The organism is Odoribacter lunatus, assembly GCF_943193135.1.
Classification (GTDB): domain Bacteria; phylum Bacteroidota; class Bacteroidia; order Bacteroidales; family Marinifilaceae; genus Culturomica; species Culturomica lunata.
Genome location: NZ_CALPCZ010000009.1, coordinates 35,082 through 58,205, shown reverse-complemented (window position 1 = coordinate 58,205; position 23,124 = coordinate 35,082). Strand labels below are relative to the sequence as shown.

At 45.2% G+C, this 23,124-nt stretch carries 23 protein-coding genes and 1 pseudogene; 14 read left to right on the top strand and 10 right to left on the bottom strand.

The annotated features are described in order from the left end of the window. Positions 1–310 precede the first annotated feature (310 nt). Positions 311–1,225: a cation diffusion facilitator family transporter gene (locus NFR61_RS05445; RefSeq protein ID WP_251621435.1), complete on the top strand. Its 915-nt coding sequence runs from the start codon at positions 311–313 to the stop codon at positions 1,223–1,225. Here NFR61_RS05445 and NFR61_RS05440 read toward each other — a convergent pair. The 3 genes from NFR61_RS05440 to NFR61_RS05430 all read right to left on the bottom strand — a co-directional run bounded on the left by NFR61_RS05440 (position 1,222) and on the right by NFR61_RS05430 (position 4,014). After that, complete coding sequence (locus tag NFR61_RS05440) at positions 1,222–1,818, bottom strand: hypothetical protein (RefSeq protein WP_251621432.1); 597 nt, start codon at positions 1,816–1,818, stop codon at positions 1,222–1,224. The genes NFR61_RS05445 and NFR61_RS05440 overlap by 4 nt on opposite strands. 13 nt (positions 1,819–1,831) lie before the next feature. After that, entirely contained in the window at positions 1,832–2,239 is a 408-nt protein-coding gene (locus NFR61_RS05435; protein ID WP_420910107.1) for an RNA polymerase sigma factor, read from the bottom strand. A gap of 131 nt (positions 2,240–2,370) precedes the next feature. Then, entirely contained in the window at positions 2,371–4,014 is a 1,644-nt protein-coding gene (locus tag NFR61_RS05430; protein ID WP_251621426.1) for an ABC-F family ATP-binding cassette domain-containing protein, read from the bottom strand. A 168-nt stretch (positions 4,015–4,182) separates the two neighbouring features. Here NFR61_RS05430 and NFR61_RS05425 point away from each other — a divergent pair, with 168 nt between their 5' ends. Continuing rightward, positions 4,183–5,202: an MBL fold metallo-hydrolase gene (locus NFR61_RS05425; RefSeq protein ID WP_251621423.1), complete on the top strand. Its 1,020-nt coding sequence runs from the start codon at positions 4,183–4,185 to the stop codon at positions 5,200–5,202. Positions 5,203–5,416: 214 nt separating this feature from the next. Here the strand turns inward: NFR61_RS05425 and NFR61_RS05420 are convergent, their stop codons facing one another. Beyond that, entirely contained in the window at positions 5,417–6,766 is a 1,350-nt protein-coding gene (locus NFR61_RS05420) for an MATE family efflux transporter (protein WP_251621421.1), read from the bottom strand. Between the two features lie 181 nt (positions 6,767–6,947). On the opposite strand from NFR61_RS05420, the gene NFR61_RS05415 reads away from it, so the two are divergent. Continuing rightward, positions 6,948–9,083, top strand: a complete 2,136-nt coding sequence (locus NFR61_RS05415) for a glycoside hydrolase family 97 protein (RefSeq protein ID WP_251621419.1) — start codon at positions 6,948–6,950, stop codon at positions 9,081–9,083. Positions 9,084–9,218: 135 nt separating this feature from the next. After that, positions 9,219–9,617, top strand: a complete 399-nt coding sequence (locus tag NFR61_RS05410; RefSeq protein ID WP_251621417.1) for a DUF2721 domain-containing protein — start codon at positions 9,219–9,221, stop codon at positions 9,615–9,617. A gap of 6 nt (positions 9,618–9,623) precedes the next feature. On the opposite strand, the gene NFR61_RS05405 is transcribed toward NFR61_RS05410, so the two are convergent. Continuing rightward, positions 9,624–10,574, bottom strand: a complete 951-nt coding sequence (locus tag NFR61_RS05405; protein WP_251621414.1) for a tetratricopeptide repeat protein — start codon at positions 10,572–10,574, stop codon at positions 9,624–9,626. A 29-nt stretch (positions 10,575–10,603) separates the two neighbouring features. After that, entirely contained in the window at positions 10,604–12,517 is a 1,914-nt protein-coding gene (locus NFR61_RS05400; RefSeq protein WP_251621412.1) for an outer membrane protein assembly factor BamB family protein, read from the bottom strand. Positions 12,518–12,848: 331 nt separating this feature from the next. Between NFR61_RS05400 and NFR61_RS05395 the strand changes: the two genes are divergently transcribed. From NFR61_RS05395 to dcm, 3 genes and pseudogenes are all read left to right on the top strand, one after another. Next, on the top strand, positions 12,849–13,073 hold the full coding sequence (locus tag NFR61_RS05395; RefSeq protein ID WP_251621410.1) for a hypothetical protein: 225 nt from the start codon (positions 12,849–12,851) through the stop codon (positions 13,071–13,073). A gap of 45 nt (positions 13,074–13,118) precedes the next feature. Next, positions 13,119–13,567, top strand: a pseudogene (locus NFR61_RS11240) (PD-(D/E)XK nuclease domain-containing protein). A 140-nt stretch (positions 13,568–13,707) separates the two neighbouring features. Beyond that, entirely contained in the window at positions 13,708–14,403 is a 696-nt protein-coding gene (gene dcm / locus NFR61_RS05390) for a DNA (cytosine-5-)-methyltransferase (protein ID WP_277613057.1), read from the top strand. Positions 14,404–14,594: 191 nt separating this feature from the next. On the opposite strand, the gene NFR61_RS05385 is transcribed toward dcm, so the two are convergent. Both NFR61_RS05385 and NFR61_RS11180 read right to left on the bottom strand, forming a co-directional pair. After that, positions 14,595–14,966: a very short patch repair endonuclease gene (locus NFR61_RS05385; RefSeq protein WP_338150535.1), complete on the bottom strand. Its 372-nt coding sequence runs from the start codon at positions 14,964–14,966 to the stop codon at positions 14,595–14,597. Positions 14,967–14,991: 25 nt separating this feature from the next. Continuing rightward, positions 14,992–15,054: a hypothetical protein gene (locus NFR61_RS11180; RefSeq protein ID WP_338150536.1), complete on the bottom strand. Its 63-nt coding sequence runs from the start codon at positions 15,052–15,054 to the stop codon at positions 14,992–14,994. A gap of 271 nt (positions 15,055–15,325) precedes the next feature. Between NFR61_RS11180 and NFR61_RS05380 the strand changes: the two genes are divergently transcribed. Beyond that, entirely contained in the window at positions 15,326–16,702 is a 1,377-nt protein-coding gene (locus NFR61_RS05380) for an AAA family ATPase (RefSeq protein WP_251621402.1), read from the top strand. Then, a complete protein-coding gene (locus NFR61_RS05375) occupies positions 16,687–17,367 on the top strand; it encodes an RloB family protein (RefSeq protein ID WP_251621401.1) in 681 nt (226 codons plus the stop codon). Before NFR61_RS05380 ends, NFR61_RS05375 begins: the two co-directional genes overlap by 16 nt. A 141-nt stretch (positions 17,368–17,508) precedes the next feature. Here NFR61_RS05375 and NFR61_RS05370 read toward each other — a convergent pair whose 3' ends face one another. Further along, positions 17,509–17,751 (bottom strand): SymE family type I addiction module toxin, encoded by a 243-nt coding sequence (locus NFR61_RS05370; RefSeq protein WP_251621400.1) that lies wholly within the window; start codon positions 17,749–17,751, stop codon positions 17,509–17,511. A 29-nt stretch (positions 17,752–17,780) separates the two neighbouring features. Here NFR61_RS05370 and NFR61_RS05365 point away from each other — a divergent pair, with 29 nt between their 5' ends. The 3 genes from NFR61_RS05365 to NFR61_RS05355 all read left to right on the top strand — a co-directional run bounded on the left by NFR61_RS05365 (position 17,781) and on the right by NFR61_RS05355 (position 20,359). After that, positions 17,781–18,725 (top strand): DUF3987 domain-containing protein, encoded by a 945-nt coding sequence (locus NFR61_RS05365; protein ID WP_251621399.1) that lies wholly within the window; start codon positions 17,781–17,783, stop codon positions 18,723–18,725. A gap of 270 nt (positions 18,726–18,995) precedes the next feature. Continuing rightward, on the top strand, positions 18,996–19,244 hold the full coding sequence (locus tag NFR61_RS11235) for a hypothetical protein (protein ID WP_420910106.1): 249 nt from the start codon (positions 18,996–18,998) through the stop codon (positions 19,242–19,244). A 323-nt stretch (positions 19,245–19,567) separates the two neighbouring features. Continuing rightward, positions 19,568–20,359: a helix-turn-helix transcriptional regulator gene (locus tag NFR61_RS05355; RefSeq protein ID WP_251621396.1), complete on the top strand. Its 792-nt coding sequence runs from the start codon at positions 19,568–19,570 to the stop codon at positions 20,357–20,359. 155 nt (positions 20,360–20,514) lie between these two features. On the opposite strand, the gene NFR61_RS05350 is transcribed toward NFR61_RS05355, so the two are convergent. Then, positions 20,515–20,766 carry a helix-turn-helix domain-containing protein gene (locus tag NFR61_RS05350; RefSeq protein ID WP_251621393.1) on the bottom strand — a complete coding sequence of 84 codons (252 nt, stop codon included), beginning with the start codon at positions 20,764–20,766 and terminating at the stop codon, positions 20,515–20,517. An 80-nt stretch (positions 20,767–20,846) separates the two neighbouring features. On the opposite strand from NFR61_RS05350, the gene NFR61_RS05345 reads away from it, so the two are divergent. Continuing rightward, the gene (locus NFR61_RS05345; protein WP_251621391.1) at positions 20,847–21,461 is read left to right on the top strand and encodes a DUF1643 domain-containing protein; all 615 of its coding nucleotides are present in this window, start codon (positions 20,847–20,849) and stop codon (positions 21,459–21,461) included. A gap of 1 nt (position 21,462) precedes the next feature. Then, the gene (locus tag NFR61_RS05340; RefSeq protein WP_251621389.1) at positions 21,463–23,115 is read left to right on the top strand and encodes a PL29 family lyase N-terminal domain-containing protein; all 1,653 of its coding nucleotides are present in this window, start codon (positions 21,463–21,465) and stop codon (positions 23,113–23,115) included. Positions 23,116–23,124: the final 9 nt, after the last annotated feature.

Here is a 23,124-nt window from a genome sequence, read left to right as displayed (position 1 = left end):
AATACTTTTCAGCCTTTTTTTCGCCCTCATTTGTTCGTCATTCCTTCGTCCTTGTTCCGAGGTTGCTCCGTCCCTACGCAATACCTACGCTATACCTGCGCAATGGTTACGCTATGGTTGGATAGCGTAGGTATAGCGTAGATATTGCGCAACCATTGCGTAGGTTCGGAGCAACCATAGACATGATATGGAGCGTGGTGGTGTTATCTTCATATTCGTATCGCTTTTTTATCGCTTGTTAGTGAATAAGTTGTATATTCGCAGAGTGAAGAAATCATAACTAAAGTTTAGAATAATCTTATTGCGGATAATGATGAATCAGCGAGAAAAGGAGATATATAAGGTGACATTGGTTGGTACGGTGCTTAATGCGGTATTGATTGCCATGAAATTCATTGCCGGGGTTGCCGGCAGAAGCTCGGCGATGGTGGCCGATGCCGTTCATTCGTTGTCCGATTTTATAACGGACATCATTGTGGTGGTATTCGTGAGGGTGTCAAGCAAACCGAGTGATGCCGGGCATGATTACGGACACGGGAAGTTTGAGACGTTTGCCACGATGATTATCGGGTTGATATTGCTTGTGGCCGGAGCGGGGTTGTTTATCAATGGCGGGAGGTTGGTTATTGAAAGTTTGTATGGAACTCCTCTTCCTGCTCCCTCGATGTTGGCGCTGGTTATTGCTGTCGTGTCTATCCTGTCGAAAGAGGGGTTGTACCGCTATACTGTTGCGAAGGGAGCTAAGTTGAATTCCAATGCGCTTGTGGCCAACGGATGGCATCACCGGAGTGATGCCTTGTCTTCTTTGGGGACGCTGGCAGGGGTTGCGGGAGCCATGTTTCTCGGGGAGAAGTGGCGAATCCTTGACCCAATTGCTGCGATTGTGGTCAGCTTCTTTATTGTGAAGGCGGGGTATGATGTCATAAAACCGAGTATTAATGAGTTGTTGGAAGGTTCTTTATCTGAGCAAAACGAGAAGGACATCCGCGATATTGTTATGTCTGTATCGGGTGTTTCCGAAGTCCATAATTTGCGTACGCGACGTATCGGGAATGATATTGCTATAGATTTTCATGCCGGTATGGACGGTGGTATCAGTCTGACGGATGCCCATTCGATTGCCAGTGAAGCGGAACGGCTTCTTAAGATGAAATACGGTCAGAATACGTTTATAAGTGTACACATGGAACCGTTTAAGATGCCTTCCGCTGACTGTAAGTGCTAATTTTTTTGCGTGAATTCGTCGATTTCCTGCAGGATGTTGTTCATGGTGTACAAGGTCTTGCGGTGTTTACAAAAGCCTATGACGATGCCGGCAATAAGTCCTGTGATACATCCGTAGATGAAGAATTGTTTTGACTCCTCGTCGATGGAGGAAGCGGTTTTAATTTCAAAGATTAATCCTGCGAACCAGAGACATGCTAAGGGTATGCCGATTTTTAGCCAATGGGCATACCGGCGTTTCAGCCGGTAGGTCTTTTTGTATATTTCGGCCAGGTCGTCCGATACGACGTCTTTTACCTGTAAACCGTGGTGGAAGGTGTAGGTCTGGAGGGCGGCCAGCAGCAGGGCGACGATGGTGAGGCAGCAGAACCAGGCGGGGATGCCGATTCTGAAGAATGACAATGAATATGAAGCGGCAAGGAGTTGCAGGATGATTGTTCTCCGGGCCACGTTGTCGAGGGTGCTGATCTTTTGGGTGACGATTTTGCGTATCATTTTCTCGTTTACGATGATTTCCCGGTCGAGTTTGCGGTGGAGAAGGGTTAGTTGTTCCCGCATTTCCTGTAATTCCGTATGATTTGAATATTGTTCCATTTCCGAAAGTTTTTTAGTTGTTGGACATCTTTTTTAATTCTTCTTTGATACGAAACAGGCGGACAGATACGTTTTTTACCGAGATTCCTACGATGGAGGCGATTTCTTCGTAGCTCATGTTTTCCAGCCACAACAGGACGATGGCCCTGTCGAAAGGTTTTAAACGGTGGATGCGGTCGTACAGCATCCTGATTTGCCGGGAATCCTCGTCTTTGTCCTCGAAAAGGTTTAGGTCGGTAGGCAGCGGTACGGTGATGTTTCTTTTCTTTTTGCGTTCGGATGAAACGCATGTGTTGAAGCATACCCGCCATATCCAGGTGGAGATGTCGCTTTTGCCTTGAAAGTTCGGCAGGCCTTTCCAAAGATTAAGGAGGGATTCCTGAAAGAGATCGTTTATCTCGTCGGAGTCTTTCGAGAACATAAAGCATACGGTGTAAATCGTGTTTTTATGTTCTTTTACTATTTGCGCAAATTCTGTTTCCGATGTGTCCACGTTGTTTTTCTGATTAATTTTTGCCCGTTAGACGTTATTCTTTTCGGAAAAACTACATATTATTTCTGTTTTTTTTCAATTTCCCGGAGGTTTTCCATTTTTTTCTTCCGCAAAAAGCCGTTGATGTCTTCTAAGTGTTCGGTTACTTTCCCGTTGCCGAATTCATAGACTTTCTTTACCAGACCGTTGAGGAAGTCGCGGTCGTGGGAGACGACGATTAAGGTGCCGTCAAAGTTTATCAGGGCGTTTTTGAGGATGTCTTTCGTTTTTAAGTCCAGGTGGTTTGTCGGCTCGTCCAGTATCAGGAAATTAACGGGCTGCAACAGCAGTTTTATCATGGCCAGGCGGGTGCGCTCGCCCCCGGAAAGGACTTTTACTTTTTTATCGATGTCGTCGCCGCTGAACATGAAGGCTCCTAGCAGGTTTTTGGTATTGCTTTTCAGTTCGAGGGGCGTGACGTCGTCTACCGTCTGGAAGACGGTCAGTTCTTCATCCAGCAGGGATGCCTGGTTTTGCGCGAAGTAACCGATTTGTACGTTGTGTCCCAATGTCAGCGTTCCCGTGTAGTCTGTTATCTCGCCCATGATACATTTGACGAGGGTGGATTTACCCTCTCCATTTCTTCCGACGAAAGCGACCTTTTCACCCCGTTCGAGGGTAAAGTGGGCGTTGTTGAAGACTTCATGCGTGCCGTAATGTTTGGATAAGTCCTGTATGATGAGCGGATAGTTTCCGGAACGGGGAGAGGGCGGGAATTTCAGCCGCAGGGCGGAGGTGTCCTCTTCGTCCACTTCGATAAGTTCCAGTTTTTCCAGCATCTTCACCCGGGATTGCACTTGCAGGGTTTTCGAATAGGTGCCTTTGAAGCGTTCGATGAACTCTTTGGTTTCGGCAATCATTTTCTGCTGTTCGTCATAGGCTTTTTGCTGTTGCTGCCGGCGTTCTTCTCTCAGCACCAGGTATTGGGAATAATTGACTTTATAGTCATAGATGCGCCCCATGGTGACTTCGATGGTGCGGGTCGTGATATTGTCCACGAAAGTCCGGTCGTGGGAAATCAGCACCACCGCTTTCCCGTTTTCAATCAGAAAATTCTCCAGCCATTGGATGGAATCGATGTCCAGGTGGTTCGTCGGCTCGTCCAGTAGAAGCACGTCCGGATTCTTCAACAGCATTTTGGCCAGTTCGATGCGCATGCGCCAGCCGCCGCTGAAGTCGGCAGTGGGGCGGTGAAGATCTTCGCGTTTGAATCCCAGACCGAGCAATGTTTTTTCGACGTCCGCCTCGAAATGGGTCATATCGATGCTGTAAAATTTTTCGCTGAGCGTGGATACCTCTTCGATAAGTTTATAGTATTCCGGAGAATCGTAGTCCGTCCGTTCCGTCAGCTGGCGGTTCAGGTCCTCGATCCGTTTCTCCATGTCGAACAAATGGGAGAATGCCTGCGACGCCTCTTCGAATACGGTGCGTCCGTCTTCCGTCATCAGGTGTTGCGGCAGGTAGGCGATAATCGTGTCTTTCGGTGCCGTTACACTTCCTTTGGTCGGTTTGCGTACGCCTGCCAGTATCTTGAGCAGGGTGGATTTGCCGGCTCCGTTTTTCCCCATGAGGGCGATGCGGTCTTTTTCATTAATCTGAAAGGAAACATCTTTAAAAAGAATGCGGTCGCCGAAATCTACTGTAAGTCCGTCTGCTGAAATCATAATGTCGGTTTGAAATAAAAACTCCGTCAAAGTTAGAAAAAAATAAGCACCTGCATCCGGAAATCGCAAGGGAGGGTCATATACGTATTTATTAATTTTTTTTATGATTATAATCATAGGTATCCTTTGCCTGAAAATATATTTTTGTGGAACAAAAGGGTGTGAAGAATGGGCGAACATATTTCTTTTCGTAGAAACGAAGGATTGATTACCGTAAAACCTTACTGGAAGGGGAATCCGGTAGTAAAGGGACGTTTTGTCAACCGGCAGCACCGGATGAGGCACGGCATGGGGAATATCCTGAAATGGCGGTTTTCCATGAATCCCCAGCGGAAAGAAAAAAGACGGGAAAAGTGGACTCCCCGGCTGGAATATCTGCACTCCCTCGATGTTGTCCGGGGGGATGCTTTGGTGTGGTTGGGCCACAATTCTTTTTTTATGCAGTTCGGAGGCAAGCGCCTGATGTTTGATCCCGTATTCGGCAATATCCCTTTTGTGCGCCGGCGCAGCGAGTTGCCTGTAAATCCCGATATTTTCCGGAATATCGACTATCTTCTGCTGAGCCACGACCATTTTGACCATCTGGACAAGCGGAGCATCGCCCGATTGTATGGTAACAATCCGCAAATGAAGGCATTTTGCGGATTGGGAGTCGGGACATTGCTGAAAGGATGGTTTCCTGACATGCAGGTGATAGAAGCCGGGTGGTACCAGCAGATCGAGAGCGGGGAGCTGAAACTGACCTTTTTGCCGGCCCAGCATTGGAGCAAGCGCTCCGTGCATGATGGCGGACAAAGGCTGTGGGGGGCTTTTATGCTCCAGGCGAATGGCATTTCCGTTTATTACAGCGGAGATACGGGCTATTCCGGGCATTTTGCGGAAATTCCCGAACTGTTCGGCGCTCCCGATTATGCCTTACTGGGAATCGGTGCCTATAAGCCCCGCTGGTTTATGCGCCCCAATCACATTTCGCCCTATGATTCTTTGAAGGCTTCGGTGGAAATGAAGGCGAAAATGACCATTCCGATGCATTACGGAACCTTCGATTTGTCGGATGAGCCTTTGAGCGACCCTCCGAAAGTTTTTGAGGAAGAAGCCCGCAAACACAATATTCCGGTGATTATTCCCGGTTTGGGCGAGGTGATTGAAATAAAAAAATACGGGACGCAGGGTCCCGTATTGTCGTGACATTGCAGCAGCAGCTTAACGCAAAGTCTTGGTACTTTTTTTAGTAGCCTCTCTGTGGTGCTCCTGATTTTCACGTTGCGTTTTTTTGTCAGTACTCTTTCTGATCTGACCTTTCTCCGAATTTTTACTTGTACTGTTCATGGCACTTAATTTAATAGTTAGTTACTGTGCTAAACGTGAAGATGCCGCTGAAAGTTGGATAATAAACTGAAAATTAGTATAATATAGTATAATGCCGTATTTTCCGGTAAACGCAGACAAATGCCGGAATAAGAAATAAATCGGCGGCAAGCCAGGCCATCGGGTCCCCGAAACAAACGGCAAGGTAGCCGAATGCCGGCACGGCGAATACACTGACCAGCGCCCGGGCGATCATCTCCGATACGCCGGAGAGCATGGCTAAATTCGTAAATCCTACACCCTGTATCGTGTAACGGAGGATGCAAAGCAATCCCAGGGCAGGGAAGAAGCAGGCGGCGACATGCAGAAACAATTCCGTATTTTTCAGAATTTCCGTTTCCGCGGCGTCGACGAACAATAAGGCCAGCAGGCGGGAAGAGCTCATCAGGATAATGAATGTGAGTGCGGTGTAGAGAAGCATGATCCCTACGCTGGCTTTGATGCCTTCCAGAATGCGTTGCGGCTTTCCGGCACCGTAGTTCTGGCCGCTGTATGTGGCCATGGTGATGCCCAGGCTTTCCAGCGGACAGAGGAAGAACATTTTGATGCGCACGGCAGAAGTAAAGGCGGCGACACAGGCGGTGCCCAGAGCGTTGTTGGCACTTTGCAGCATGATGCTTCCGATGGCCGTGATGGAAAACTGAAGGCCCATCGGGATACCGATTTTCAGCAGTTTCCGGGCCAGTGCCCCCTGGAATCTGCGTTCTTCCGCCACGGGTTTCAATATCTGAAAGTGCCGGAACATGTAGAAATAGCATAAAAGGGCGGATACCCCCTGTGAAACGACAGTGGCGATGCCGGCGCCTGCGACGCCCCATTTGAGCACCAATATGCAGACAAGGTCCAGCAGGACGTTGAGAATCGTAGCGAAAAGCAGGAACCAGAAAGGAGTTTTGCTGTCGCCCAATGCCCGGATGATGCTGGACAGCAGGTTGTATAGAAAAGTGCAGGGAACCCCTATAAACGTGACTAACAGGTAGGCATACGCTCCGTCGAAAATATTTTCGGGTGTCTGCATGATACGCAGTATATCGGCACAATACAGGCTCGTCAGGATAGCGATGGCAATCGACAGGGCAATCGATAGTTTCAGGCTGACAAAAATGTAGCGGCGCATCAGGCTGTAATCCCTGGCTCCGAATTTCTGGGCTACGGGAATTCCGAAACCGCACCCGCAGCCGTTGCAAAATCCTAAAATGAGGAATATGACGGAACTGCTTGCCCCTACCGATGCCAGTGAATGGATGCCCAGGTATTTTCCGACAATGGCGGCATCCACCAGGGAATACGTCTGTTGAAGAATGTTGCCTAACAGTAAGGGTAAAGTGAAATTTACAAGAAGCGGCAAAGCCCGCCCTGTTGTCATTTCTTTTGAAGTCGTCATAGATTGCAGTTAAACAGCTTCCGGTTCGGAGGGGCTGATTTCTTCGGACAAAATTAAATTTTCTTTCTCTTTGTGCAAAGGCAGGCGGGGAAACATTCATTTTGCATTATCTTTGTGCAAAAGATAATGAAGCGTGAAACGTTGCCGTTGAGCAATGGAAATAAATTAAAGTAACAGAACGATGAAAAAATTACAGATTTTATTTGTGTGTCTGCTGGCTGTTTTAGGACTGAAAGCCGTGGAACTGAAATCTCCTGACGGAAATTTGGTCTTGCAGGCGGACGTGAAAAACGGGCGTCCGGTGTATAGCCTGGATTATAAACAACGTCCGGTGATAAAGCCGAGCTATCTGGGTTTGGAATTAAAAAATGACAAGGACCTGATGAGTGGCTTCAGTGTTGCCGGAGAACAGATCTCTGCTTTTGACGAAACCTGGCAGCCGGTGTGGGGGGAAGTGAAAAATATCCGTAACCGCTACAATGAGTTGGCTCTGACACTCAAGCAGGAGGAAACCGGCCGGACGATGATTATTCGTTTCCGTTTGTTCAATGACGGTCTCGGATTCCGCTATGAATTTCCCCAGCAACCGGAACTGAATTATTTCGTTATCAAGGAGGAACATTCCCAGTTTGCCATGGCAGGCGATCATAAGGCTTTCTGGATACCGGGCGATTACGATACGCAGGAGTACAGCACGGTGACTTCCAAATTGTCGGAAATCCGGGGATTGATGAAGGGAGCGATCACGCCCAATTCCTCACAGACTCCGTTTTCGCCGACGGGAGTGCAGACTTCGTTGATGATGAAGAGCGATGACGGATTGTATATCAATATCCACGAGGCTGCTTTGGTGGATTATGCCTGTATGCACTTGAATCTGGACGATAAAAATATGGTGTTCGAATCGTGGCTGACGCCGGATGCCATCGGTGACAAAGGCTATATGCAGGCCCCCTGCAAGTCGCCGTGGAGAACCGTGATGGTGAGCGATGACGCCCGTGAAATCCTGGCTTCCAAACTGATACTGAATCTGAACGATCCCTGTGCCTATGAGGATGTATCGTGGATTAAACCTGTAAAGTACGTAGGGGTATGGTGGGAAATGATTACGGGAAAAAGTACTTGGTCGTACTCCGACCTGCCCGCAGTGAAACTGGGAGAGACGGATTATTCCAAAGTAACGCCCAACGGAAAACATGCGGCGAATACCGCACATGTGAAAAAATACATAGATTTTGCAGCCGAACACGGCTTTGACCAGGTATTGGTGGAAGGTTGGAATGAAGGCTGGGAAGACTGGGCAGGAAAGACCAAAGACTACGTGTTCGACTTTGTTACCCCTTATCCCGATTTCAATGTGGATGAGTTGCGCCGGTATGCCGCTTCCAAGGGCGTGAAACTGATGATGCACCATGAGACCTCTTCTTCTGTACGCAATTATGAGCGGCACATGGAAAAAGCTTATCAGTTTATGGTAGACAACGGGTACAATGCAGTGAAGAGCGGTTACGTCGGAAACATCATCCCGAGGGGAGAATACCATTACGGGCAGTGGCTGGTGAACCACTACATGTATGCCGTGAAAAAGGCCGCCGAGTATAAAATCATGGTCAATGCCCATGAGGCTGTACGTCCCACGGGTTTGTGCCGTACGTATCCCAATCTGATCGGTAATGAATCTGCGCGGGGAACGGAGTATGAGGCATTCGGCGGCAGCAATCCCGACCACACCACCATTTTGCCGTTCACCCGTTTGATGGGCGGTCCGATGGATTATACGCCGGGTATTTTTGAGATGAAAGTGAGCAAAGCGAATCCGGACAACCATTCTTTTGTTCACTCCACGCTGGCCCGCCAGCTGGCTTTGTATGTAACGATGTACAGTCCCTTGCAGATGGCGGCGGACATGATTGAAAACTATGAGCCTTATATGGACGCATTCCAGTTTATCAAAGATGTTGCGGTGGATTGGGATGACAGCCGCTACCTCGAAGCAGAACCGGGCGATTATATCACGGTGGCGAGGAAAGCCAAAGGGACGGGAAACTGGTTCGTGGGCTGTACGGCCGATGAAAACGGGCACGTTTCCGACTTGTCGTTCGATTTTCTGGAACCGGGGAAAAAATATATCGCCACGTTGTACACGGATGCCAAAGATGCCCATTATGAACACAATCCGCAGGCTTATACGATTCGCAAGGGAATTTTGACCCATACTTCGAAATTGAAGCTGAAAGCCGCTCCCGGCGGCGGGTATGCCATAAGCATTATGGAGGTTACCGATCCGCAGGCATTGAAAGGATTGAAGAGGCTGTAAGCTGGAAATCAGATATAAAAGCTGTCCGGTATTTACCGGGCAGCTTTTTTTGTGCCTGCCGGTTGACGGGAAACACTAAATCTTTTTGAGGGCGGATTGCGTAAATGCTTGAAACCGGATACGGAAGACAGATTTATGGAAGAACTGACACTGACCACCCCTTCTATTTTGTTTTCAGCTATTTCGTTGATAATGCTGGCCTATACGAACCGTTTTCTTGCCTATGCGACAGTCATACGGAGCCTGAATGCCGAACACGTGAACAATCCGACGGCAGTAACGGCACGGCAGATTGAGAATTTAAGACGACGGTTGTATATCACGCGCACCATGCAGATATTCGGTGTGCTGAGCCTTTTGCTCTGTGTGGTATGCACTCTTTTTATTTATGTCGGCTGGCAACTGGCGGCCGTCTATATGTTTACCGCCTCTTTGTTGCTGCTGGTTATTTCTTTGGCGTTGTCGGTGAAAGAACTGCTGATTTCAGTAAAAGCCCTGGAATACCATTTGGACCGGGTCGAAAATGATAAATGACAGGGGTTAAAGGGGACGATTGGCATACAGGTCGTCGAAATTTACAGGACCTTTCACCTTCTCTTCTGTTTCAGAGCAAAGGGCATGGCCTGTTTCCAAATCTTTTTGGGCACCCTCGTCGTCTCCTTTCAATTTCTTCGCCTCCGCCCGGGCAAGATAGGCTTTTCCGAAATCCGGATTGATTTCCAGGGCTTCGTCGAAATATCGTATCGTTTCGTCGATCCGCTGGTTTGCCAGCAGGATGCGCCCGCTTTCGAGGTAGGCCTGTTCATGAAAAGGGTTGAGCTCCGTTACCGTGGCGTAATCTTGCAGGGCGGCTTCGTAATCCTGAAAGGCTTCCCGGATTTTTGCCCGCTGCATATAGGCGGCTTCTTCCTCGGGGGCGAGGTCGATAGCCCTGTCGATGTCATCGAGCGCTTTGTCGTATTGACCGATGTTATAATAGGCAGTGGACCGCAGCAGAAAGATGTCCATAGCATCGTCTTTCAATCCGGCGGCTTGCGTCAGATCGCTGATAACCTCTTCCATATTGCCGAGCTTATACCGGGCGTTAGCCATAAGCAGAAATGCCCGGTAGTCCGGCGTGTGCTGTAATACGGATTGGCAATCCCCGATAGCGGCTTCGAACTGCTCTTCCTGCAGGTAAAGCTGTGCCCGCTTGAGGAACGTATCGGTGTCTTCCGGGAATAAAGCCGTCAGACGATTGTAAGCTTCAATCGCCTCGGCATATTCCCCCTGTTGTATGCAAGCCGTCGCCAGATACTCCAGCGTTTCAGCCTCTTCCCGGAAATTCAACGCCTCTTTGAAACACCGGACGGCATATCCCGTTTTCCCCATTTTCAGGGCTTTTACCCCGTCGTATTTGAGAATATCGAATTTTCGTTCTTTCTCTTTTTCTTCTGTCTTTTCTCCGTTACCCGCATGACCTCCGAAAAGAGCTTTAAAAAAACTGCCCATCTTGCTCTGTAGAAAATAAATTTGGAGGATTATAGCTCCAAAGCCTTGAATTGGTTTTTATCGATGAAATAGAGTTGATTGTTGTGTGCATCTATTTCATAAACGACATTCCGGTCGTTGCTGAAATCAATGGTGCGCAATTCTTTTCCGGTCGTTTTTTCAACAACGACGATGCTTAGTTTGTCTTCCGAAGCTTCTTTTGCTCCTTTAAGGAAATAAGCATTCCGATTGTCTGTCCGTACGGCTTTCCGGTATCGTTCGTTTGCCTTCAGTTGCTGCAGTAATATCGTTTGTTGCTTGAATGATTCTTCCGCCATCTTCGCATACTCCAAATCAACGAATACTCCCGATTCATGGGTGGTTCCGTCATTACTGCTGAACTGAATGCGGGTGCCCAGTATGCGTGTCGCGATTTTTCCGAGCAATAAGCCAGCTTTTGCCAGTCGTTTGCCTGCCAGGTGTTTATACTGGTTGTGAGCCTCCAGATTGCCATCTTTGTCCAATAACAGATATTCTTTATTCCCGAAAATGAAATATTTGCCTTCATGAATCTCATATCCGCATATATCTTCCGGTTCCTCGATTTTGATATCGATAGCTTTCACTTTTTTGGTTTGGTTGTCCGGATCAAACAGATAGATATTTTTTCCGTCGAGTGCCAGGACTTTATTGTTGGCATCATCGAAGGCGATCTTGGAATGCTTTGACAAAGAACGCTTCCAGAGGCGCTTGCCTGATTTTTTATCGAAAGCGAAGATACCGTCTTCCACTACCATCAAAGTCGCATTTTTATACTCTTTTCTGATAAAATCGAATTTGGAGTTTTCATCCACGTCTTTGAATTCGATCGGTTTCTTCCAGGCTTTTTTCCCGTTTTCGGCATTGACGAGCATCAATTTGTTACCATACTGTACTTCTATACCCTGGGGCGTCAGACTGATGTTTTTGGTATTTTTGGCGCTGTAATCCTTTTTCCAGATTTTCTTTCCGTTTTTGATGTCATAGAGATTGAATCCGTCGCTGTGTGCCAATAAGATTCGGTCCTGGCCGACGAAATCCGCAGCGACATAGGTCGCATCCAGCTTTACGGGCGCAGACCATATATTTTTCCCGGTCCGGGCATCGATGCAATGTACTTTTTTCCCAAAAGCTTTAGGACCGAAAAGACTCAGGGCGTTACCCAAACCGGAACGTTTTTCCGCGACCAACAAGATTTTCTGATCTTCAGTCATGAGAAAAGCGTTGGGGTTGCATTCATTTTCCCAAAGAATTTTGCCGCTTTTCCCGTCGATCAGAGTCAATTTATTACCGTTGTTGTATATGATGTTTCCTTCCGCATTTGTATTGGGGACAAATACATTTAACGACAGGCCTTCCGAGAATTTGTTCGCGAGTTTTGAGAATCCTTTGGACTTGTCTTTATCGACCAGCAGTGTTTCCCACTCGATTTCGTCGGAGAGAAAATTGACGGCGTATAATTTCACATTCCCTTCCGTATCCATCACTTTGGCCAGCAACAAATTCAGTTGAGGTATGAGATCGTGACCGAGCCATTCCTGGAAAGCCGTCTTTTCATTGCCTAAAATGATTTGTCCGTTTGCGACATCGATCAGATTGTTGCAGACGATAGCGAAAGGTGTATAATTGATTTCCTCATACTCGGATAAATCCGTATTTGATGAAGAGCCGGTAATGGCATTCACCGTTTGAAGTGTTTTTAATGTTTTGCCGAGGGACGATCTGTCGATTGTCCACAGGAGTTTCCTTTGGCTCGGATCTACGCCGTAGAACGCGTCTGTAGTCTCGATCAGGGGAGTTTGCGTAAATTGGTGAAAAAAGATCATTTTTGCATTTCCTTTCACCTGCGCACTCCACGCTTCCTTATCCTGTGCGAAACCCGGAAGGGACAGCAATAAACTGAAAAATAATACGATATGTTTCATTTCTTCATTAATTTTTATAAAACATTGCAAAAATAGGAAAATTTTGTTCGGCAGCCAAAGGACGCGCAGTGAAAATATAAGAGACTGGCACGGCCAAATCCGGCTTTCTTCAAAAGGGCATGGAGGTGTCTTGTTAGAAGTTGCTTGCTTTCTTTGCATAGTGTATCATAACAGATGGTCGCCTTCCCGAATACATTCCCCTCTCATTTCACTTCTGCAGTGCCTTTGGAAACTTTGTCAATAGTCTTATATTATAAAAATCGATATCATAAATTATAATTACCTGTTTCAATAAAATATTATTTTTGTAGTAACTAAAAGCAATATATTTATGACTTTAGAAGAACTGATACATAAAGGAGAACAATTCATATGGAGAGGAGATATAGTTCATGCCGTTACAAAACCTTTGGAATATGCAAAATGGCAAGAGACAGCTTTAATGTTCCTTCAGAATAATTTCCCAGGTCATCCGCAAACAAAAAGATTTTTGGAAATATTAAATGGAAACCGAAAAGCAGAAAACAAACGAAATTCTCTTGTAGGTATACTCTAAGCCTTTAGTGTATGCGAGCCATCTTCGGCAGAAAATAAAGACGGACTGCTCATCCTTGAAAACATATTCGAAAATTTTCAAAAGGTAGAACAACAACTTCGCCGCCGTTATAATAATAGGGACACATTAAAAATACAGGATGAATACGATGTGCAGGATTTATTGCATTCTCTTTTAAAACTTCATTTTGATGATGTCCGGCCGGAAGAATGGGCGCCTTCCTATGCTGGAGGTTCTAAACGTATGGATTTCTTGCTCAAAAAAGAATCTGTCGTTATTGAAGTAAAAAAACACGGGAAAATTTGAAGGATAAAGAAATTGGAGAACAATTAATTATTGACATTGCAAATTATCAGAACCATCCCGATTGCCAGACACTTTTATGCTTTATCTATGATACAGATTGTCATATAAGTAATCCCCATGGACTTGAAAATGATTTGGAGAAAGGAAATGATAGCATAAAAGTAAAAGTATATATACGACCATTGTAATCCGCCAAACCCGATACGTTGTCAGATATTATTAGAAAAACTTTAACACCCTTTAGATGGAAATCAATAAAAGAGAGGGAGAAAAATTGTCCTGAAAACCCTATCTTTGTCAATCAATACCTAATCTTGTGCAAAGGGTCATGAAGAAAAAAACTTCCGGAATAATGCAATCTCCTGAAGAAATTCATATAAGGGATATTGCGGGGAAAAAAGTCAGAATAAAAATATACGGACAGAAATCATTGGAAGACCAGTTGGCGCTAATCACCCACTATCTCCATCACCACGCGGATCCGGAGGGTGAAATCTACCGAAAAGATGCAATAACGGAAATCCGGAACCTCTTACAGGCAACTTACCCTCAAAACGAGGATATATGGAAAGTGGCGGAAGCCCCGCTTCAGTACAAATTATTCAGTGAAACACAGGACATACCCTTTCCTGCTCCTGCAAATCCTGATTTCACATTCATCGACCTCTTTGCCGGAATGGGAGGCTTCCGCATAGCCATGCAGGAGCAGGGAGGACGTTGCGTATTTTCCTCTGAATGGAACAAATACGCACAGCAGACATACCTGACAAACTTTGGAGAAATGCCATTCGGTGATATAACCAAAGAAGAAACAAAAAAATACATCCCCGATAATTTTGACATACTCTGTGCTGGATTCCCTTGTCAGCCATTCTCCATTGCGGGAGTATCCAAAAAAAATAGTCTTGGAAGGGCTACCGGATTCCTTGACAAGACCCAGGGAACCCTTTTCTTTGATGTGGCAGAGATAATCAGACGCAAGCGACCCAAAGCATTCTTTCTTGAAAATGTAACAAAGTCATAATGGGTGAAAATACAGACTTCCAGCTATTCCTCAAACAAATGGCAACAGGTCATGTTTACTACGATCTCGGTATAAAAATGGAACATTGTTCTGCACAACCCAAAATAAAAAACGCAGTCAGTTCAGAATATAAATGGTCTTTATAAAAAAACAGAACTGGTCATCCTGTACTGACCTCCTTTATACCCACACTATTTATACACTTCTCCCGTTTTAGCAATCATAGCGGGAGAATACGCTGGCGCAGTCGTCCTCCTGTTCATATTCAGGAAAGACTGTTGAAGCAATGATTCTATCACAGACAGGCTGCTCATGCGTTGTTTCGGTTTCAACTGACACTCCCAGACCACAATAATATTCCATTCGGCACCTCTTAACTTCTCCCGTTCTTCCGAATCCCGTTCCTTGTTTTTTCTGATTTTCTCCGTCCACCATACCGTACGGGTTTGTGGAATTACAAAATATTTGCACCTCTCATGTCCGTGCCAGAAACAGCCGTTAACAAAAATGACAGTCCGGTATTTCTTCAGGACAATATCCGGTTTCCCCGGCAGAGATTTCACATTTATCCGGAAGTGGAAACCTTTGCTAAAAAAGGAACCTTCTTACAATCATCTCCGGTTTCGTGTTCCTGCTTTTGATGCTTGCCATATTATGGCTGCGCACCTCCTTTGAATGAACATCAGTCATCCATCTCAATACTTCGATCTGGCAAAACTACATCTAAAATCACGTTAAAAAAATCTTCTCCCCTCTCATTCCATTCCTTCTCCGTCCTTTGTAACTTCATATGTTTTATAGTTTGAATGGCGAATTGTGAGATAAAAACGTTAAAAACGGGTAATATTTCTGTTTTTTGGAGGGGAAGCGCTTTTAATATGAGTTTTTTTTGCTTAATTTGGTGCCATCTAAAAATAATGATATGTTAGCGAGATTTGAAGTAGAAAATTTTCTTTCCTTTGATAAAAAAGTAGAATTTTCATTAATAGCCGGAGATGTTAGAACTAAAAAGAAACATTTGATAGAAGACCGGAACATTAAAATATTAAAAACAGCAGTCCTGTATGGTGCAAACGCTTCAGGTAAATCTAATCTTGTCCGTGCAATTAACTTTGCAAAAGACATCATAGTAGAGGGATTAGAAAAAGTAAATGTTTTGAACAGCCATTATCGATTAAATGAAAATAATATTAATAAACCGACAATTTTTAATTTTGAAATTAAGGCTGGAACACGATACTACTCATATGGTTTTGGAGTAATCCTGTCAAAAAATCAAATATTGGAGGAATGGTTATACGAAATTTCGGAAGCTGGGGAAAAACTTATATTTGAAAGAATTAAAGATGAGGAAGATGTTCATCAAATAAATTTTGGGTTAAAATTACTAGGAGATGCAAAAAAAAGATTTGATGTATATAAAGATGATTTTAAATCTTCTGACAATCTCTTGTTCCTTAGCGAGATTAATAGAAAGAGTTTAAATGACATTCAACAACAGATTTTGCCTCTGATTGAAGTTTATGCTTGGTTTGACAAAAAATTGACTGTTATTTTCCCTTGTTCAAGATTTCAGGGTTTAAGTTTTGTTGGAGACAATACTCAAATGTCTGATACATTTAATGAATACCTTCATATTTTCCAGACAGGAATTAAGAAAGTTGCTTCTAAAACAGAAAATTTTGATAATATCAGGATACCTGATGCTATCAAACAGCAAATCAGAAAAGATGTAAAAAAAGAATTTGAAAAAGATAACATAAAAGACAACTCCACTCTTCTTTTTAGCGTGAATGGCAAATCATTTACTTTATTTCAAAACAAGGAAGGAGAATATATAATAAAAAAATTAGGATTGGAGCATGAATCCGATTGTGGGAAGTCGGTTGTTTTTGATATGGACGAAGAATCAGACGGTACACAAAGATTATTAGACCTTATTCCAGCTCTTTCACAAATTGTAAAAAATGATCGTGTTTATGTAATTGATGAGATAGACAGAAGTTTACACTCTAAATTAACTTATTCTTTATTTGAAATATTTCTTCAATTATCAACTAATTGTGAAAGCCAATTAATAGCTACAACTCACGAATCCTTATTACTGGATTTAGACCTATTTAGAAAAGACGAAATATGGTTTGTTGAAAAAGAAAACAATTCTTCCAGAATATATTCGCTTGATGAATTTAAGGTTAGGAATGATAAGGCTATCCGAAAAGATTATCTTTTGGGAAGATATGGGGCAATTCCTATTTTTAAAAGTTTTAAAAACATAGATACATGTCAAATAGATTAAGAATCAGTCATCCATTTGGTAAACGTACAGTTCCCTCTGAAAGCATTGAACCTAATACTTTGTATTGTATAGCTTTTGCTGGAGAAGGAAAAACGGAATATGAGTATTTTGATAAAATCATCGATAGAGCAGAAGAGTTGGGAATATCAAAATTTGTCAAAATAGAACCTTTAGAGGCAGAGGATGAGAATGATACAAAAAGTCACCCTAAACATGTAATCAAGTTACTTCAAGAGCGAAAGGGCAATCCTAATTTTGGTTACGATCCTCATGAAATATGGATGGTTGTTGATCGTGACCGGCAAAATGTAAAAAGAGAACAACTTGAAGAAATAATAAAAATATGTGAACAAGAAGGATATAATCTGGCACTTTCTAATCCTACGTTTGAATTATGGTTGTTGTTGCATATAACAGATACTGATTCATATAATCTGAATGAATTATTGGAAAATAAAAAAACAGGGAAAAAAAGGTTTTTAGAAAAGGAAATTACAAAATTGTGTAAAGGGTACCGTAAGCCCAATATACCTTTTAAAATTGATTCTGAAAAAATTAAACAGGCAATTGAGAGGGCAAAAAAACTCGAAATAGATAACACAGAGTTAATAGAGAAACTTGGTACTAATGTATGTATATTAGTAGAACATATATTGAGAAACTGAATATAAGCACCCGTCACTCCCTGTAATTGGCTCATAAAGAGTGAATGTCATTGTGAACCAATTAAAACCAATTCTTGTGGCAGTGTCGCAGAAATTCAATTTTATTCAGAATCAGTCCGAATCTTCTGCCTGACCAACTAATCACTCACCTCTCCTGTTCTCATTATCCGGCAACCTCTCGCAACTAATCACCAGCACGCCGTCAAACACCACGACTCTGGCAAAATCTCCGACCTCAAACCCCGCCTTCTGCAGCCAAACTCCGGCAAGAGAAATAGACGGCAGCTTCCGTTGAAACGTAGAATGGGGAGAACGCAGACACCTGATTTTACGGATACTTACTTCATCTTTTTGCCTTTTGGGTGTCATCTCAACGGTACTCATAACTTTTGAAACTTAAAATAAGGGCGGAAATGCCCCGGTACACCCCGATAATTGCCGGAGATATTACCATTGAGGAATTGTATTCCTTGCTTTCCCGTACGAATAGGGGCGTATTGTACTACGTGGACGAGTTGGCCGGACTGATTAAGAATATGGGACGCTACAATTCCGGTTCGGACATGGAGTCCCTGTTGAGTCTTTGGAGCGGAAGTCCGTCGTCGGTCATGCGTAAGACATCGGACCCGCTTGTCATTGGAGCCCCCGTACTTTCGCTCATAGGTACGATTCAACCCAAAATCCTGCCCTCGGTGTTTAAGGACAAACAGGATAATGGCTTTATGGATCGTATCATCTGGATTATGCGGGAGGAGCCCGTTACGCTATGGTATGAAGAAGACATTGATGCTCACTTGGTCGCGCGGTACTCCGATGCAGTCAAGCGCCTGTATGCTTTGACGTCTGCCGGTCTGAAAGACGGATCCACTCCCCGGGAGATAGAATTAACTCCCGAGGCCAGGCAATTGGTTATGGAGTGGCACAACAACGACCATGCAAGCGAATTGGAGGCTGCTTCAGACGAAACCTATGCGGGTGCGTTGGGTAAAATGGATATTATCATGTTGCGTTGCGCACTGATTATCCAGTGCATCTATTGGGGGTACGGCGAGGCAGACAACGAGGCTGTAAGCGTGCGGGCTGTGCAGAATGCCATTATACTGACTGACTATTTCAAGCGTCAAGCCATTGAATTGCATCGGTATCTGTATAGTGGGAATCCCCTTGACAAACTGACCGAAAAGCAGCGGCGGGTTTATGATGCGCTTCCGAATAGATTGATTACCATAGACAGGTATGCGTCCAAAGCGGAGGAGTTGGGAATGAACAGAAACGTATTCAAGAAATTTTTAGCGAACAACAAGCTCTTGTTTGTGCGGGAAGACCGAGGCATGTATGCTAAAAAACTGATTGAATAAGGCACTAATGGCTCTATCGGCACTTTGTCTTGGACGCAAAGAGGAACAAGGCTTTTTGCTTTCCGGGCAGTGCCGCGAAGAGCCGTAGAGAGCCGATTCCGGAAAGGTCGAACAGATCGCACGAACAGTTGCTTTCGTTTCTTGTCGGGTGGACAATATTTTGGGATTGAACGCTTCTGACGGGGAGTGGACCAACGGACTGGACTTATGCGATTATATCGTCCGAGGAATACAGAATAATACGATTAATACATTTAATAACAATAGATTATGAAAAAGTATCATTTACGCTATGGCCGTGGGAACTACGGCATTTGTCCACAGTGCGGCAGACGGTCTTTCGTTTTTTATGTGGATAGAAGTAACAAGAAGATCAATCGTTACGTCGGACGTTGCAATTACTCGAACGATTGCAGGTATCATTATCGACCGCGCGATTATTTTGCAGATTGCAGCAGCCGTATGGCGACGCAAGAAAACACAGTCGAAAATCCTGACATGGACAATATGCCTTTTTGACGCTTCGTCATATGCCGATTATCACTTCCTGCCGGAGAGATATTCATTATTTCTCCGGCATATATTTTCTAATATGACGTATGGTGTCATGCCTATTTGCTTATTTTTGCAGGACATACGAAAGAATGTGCCCGTTTTCGCTTTCCGTATGACGCTTCGTCATATCGTGCAAAACGGAGTGATTTTTGAAAAAACAAACAGATAATACTATGGCAACAAAGAACAATATCCGGCGCGACTACCTGATTGTAAGTCGTATTTTGCGTGGCGATTATCCCAGTTCCGCCACGCTGTTGGTCTATCTTGAACGGCACGACTGCGCCGTGACCAATCGCACCTTGCAGCGTGATTTGGCAGACATCCGCAGCAATTTCGACATAGATATTCTCTACGATCCGCAACGCGGGGGCTGGGGCATCAATCCGGAGACGGCGGGGGATTTCGAGAAAATGCTCTATTTTATGGAGCTTGCCGAAAGCTCGGATATGGTGCTTTCGGGGTTGCGTGAACAGCGCGGTTTGCTCCGCTATCTGTCAATCAGTCCGACGACACGTTTCAAGGGGGTAGAGTTGCTTCCTCACCTGCTGCGGGCAATCAGAGGGTCGGAGGTCGTGGCGTTTGAGCATACCAACTATGCTACGGGAGCGTCTACCTGTTACGAGGTTCACCCTTATCTGCTCAAAGAGTTTGCCGGGCGGTGGTATCTCTTTGCCTACGTGCCGGACAAGGAGGCGTTCCGTACGTTCGGCCTTGACCGGATTGGCTTTTATTCTTTGCCGGGCAGGCTCTTTACGCGAAAGCCCGAGCGAGAGGAAACGGCGCGTAGATTCGACCGTGTATATGGCTTGGTCTATGAACCCGGACAACGAAAGGATGCACCTGTCGAAAGTGTGCGTGTAAAGTTTTATGATGCCTCAATGCTCCGCCACCTTGCCGCCTTGCCGCTCCATGCTTCGCAACGCATCGAGGGGGACACGGCGGAGTGGCAGTTGATTGTCAATCCCGAACTGGAGAACAAGCTGCTGAGTTACGGAGAATGCGCCGAAGTGCTCACACCCGAATCGCTCCGGCAACGGATTGCCGGACGACTGCGTGAGGCTTTGACCCGATACTGACGCAGACAAAAAACAAACGACAGACCGCCACCGCAAGGTGAGCGGTTTTTTTTACGCCTTATGGTAACGATGAAAATGAAAGAAAGTCTTCAAAAAACGAGAGCCCCGACGAGTTTTGTCGTAGTAACCTCTCTATGTTTGCACACGAAAATCGGCTATTCGTCGTGCGATTGGAAGCGAGGATCGTCCAAAGCCGGGAAAAACTCGGAGGGCGAACACCCCAAGTCCTGCGCGATCAGATAGAGTTGATGAATGGTGTATTTGGTGTCGTAGTTTGCACTCTCGACCTGCCCGACGAAACTCGCAGAGCAACCGATAGTAAACGCGATGTCGCGTTGGGAAACCCCATGCTCTTTGCGTTTCTCACGCACCTTGTCGATTACGTATCTGTCGATTGCCGATTTCATAAGAATTTGCTAAGTATTGCAAAGCAACGGAAAATGTTTATCTTTGCGCTTAGTATTACTAAGCAAACAAAGAGGTTATTATGAAAACAGAGAAAAAATCGAACAGGTGGGTGTATGAGTACGAGGAAGACAAAAAATATCGTCGGACATATACAAATGAAGCCGGAGAAGTCAGTTCAATGGATGTGAGCAGTGTGCGCTATGTGTTAGGCGAAATTTTCGAGGGCGGGCAAAACGCCAAGGTGTTAATTTGTATCGGGGTTAATCCTAGTACGGCAATTCCGGGAATCCTTGACCCTACATTGAGACAGGTAGAAGAATATGCTTCAGAACATGGGTACGGCGCATGGTATATGCTGAATCTCTACCCGCAACGGGCAACCGACCCGGACGAGATGCACGAGGAGGCGGACATGACGCTTCACAACCGTAATGTCGCGGCCATTCGCAAGTTGCTTGAAAAGGTTCCGCAAGCCGATGTCTGGTGTGCATGGGGAGCGACCATAAAAAAGCGTTCTTATCTGTCCGGGATGTGCGACAGTATTTTGAAGCTCTTTAGCGGGAACGGCTATACTCTTATGGCCTATGGTCAGACAAAAGAGGGACACCCCTCACACCCGCTTGTCATGAAGCGGACGGATAAGTTAGAACCGGTCGCCAAGTTTGAGAAACTGAAACCATTTAGTTTAAAATGATATGAGGAAGTATTTGTTTTTAGTCTTGTGTGTTGCGGGCATATTGTCGTCGTGCAGCAAAAAGTACGATGACAGCGCATTGTGGGGGAAGGTGGATGAGCTTGAGTTTCGTATTGTCATGCTCGAAGAGTTATGCCGGCAGATGAACACGAACATATCGTCGTTGCAGTCGCTCGTAGATGCACTTCAGGACAACGACTGCATTACGGAGGTTATTCCCATTTGGAACGACGGGGAGGAGGTGGGATACACGATTGCTTTTAAGTATAATCCATCAATCACCATTTATAACAGGATTGGAGACGGGAATGGTGAAGAAGGCAAGAATATCGTCACCCCAATTATTCGCATCAAGTTGTATGATGATGGCAATTATTATTGGACGATTCAAATCGGTGAAGAGCCGGAAGAGTGGTTGCGCGATATTTATGGCAATATGGTGCGGGCCAATGGGAAAGATGGTACTGACGGAAAGGATGGTGCTGATGGAAAAGACGGAGAAGACGGCAAGGACGGTGCCAATGGAAAGGATGGTGCTGACGGAAAAAACGGAGAAGACGGCAAGACTCCGAGAATCCGTATCAATCCTGCGACCAATGAATGGGAGATTTCCGCAGACGGGAGCGAGTCGGGATTTGTTTCGACAGGAGTAAAGGCTACCGGAAGTTCGACATCTGGAGGTGACATTTTCACCGACATCTCGGAAACGGACGATGCGGTGACGTTCACACTAACTAGTGGAGAAACAATCGTTCTCCCCAAAAACATTGCAGTAGTCATTAGTTTTAAGTGTCCTCGCAGTTTTTTCCCAAAAGAGGTGCGCTCCATTCCGTATTCATTGACAGCGTCTCATCCAGAATCTGTTAATATTTCCACAATGGGTGTGACGTCTGGTTGGAAGGTCGAGGTTGACCGGGAGAACAGCCGATTTATCATTACGGCACCGCCGACGGCAACAGAAAGTAGTCGCGTGGATGCCGTCATACTTGTCTACGACGAGCGTCCGGTTGGGGTATATCCTTTGCCACTTGTTGTAGTGCCACTGGAGGGGAGTGTCGTCATCAACGATGTGGTTTGGGCAGCTACCAATGTGGACGATTGCCATACTTTTGCCGCTTCTCCCGGAGCTTTTGGTAAATACTATCAATTCAATAGGATAACGGCAATTGCTCCTAATGGTGTTGTACCTGAATATACGAGTGATGGAAACGTTGAATGGAGCAAAGAAAATGACCCGTGTCCTGCGGGATGGAGGCTCCCGACGGCAAATGAATTGGAGTCATTGATAGCTTCCGGCTGGCGAAAGGTGGATGCTTCCGATGACAATTGGGGTGTGCGCGGAATTTGGTTTGGACCGGAAGCCCAGATAGCAACATCATCACATATCGGTAATGCGATATTTTTACCGGCGGCGGGTTACAAAGATTTCGAAAGTCATCCGATATCCTCTTTTTCTTATTGGTCAAGTTCTCCTGGGGTAAGTGAGACGGGTAATTGGGGATCAGCTCTGCATACTTTCAATCGTTGGGAAGATGAGGAAATGTATCCAGCCGTAAATGTAATGGCTTGGCGAAATAGAGGTTACCCCGTTCGTTGCGTTCGCGAATTAGACCCTGTTTCTGTTGAAGAGTTGGAACAATCGATTAAAGAATAAACACTATGA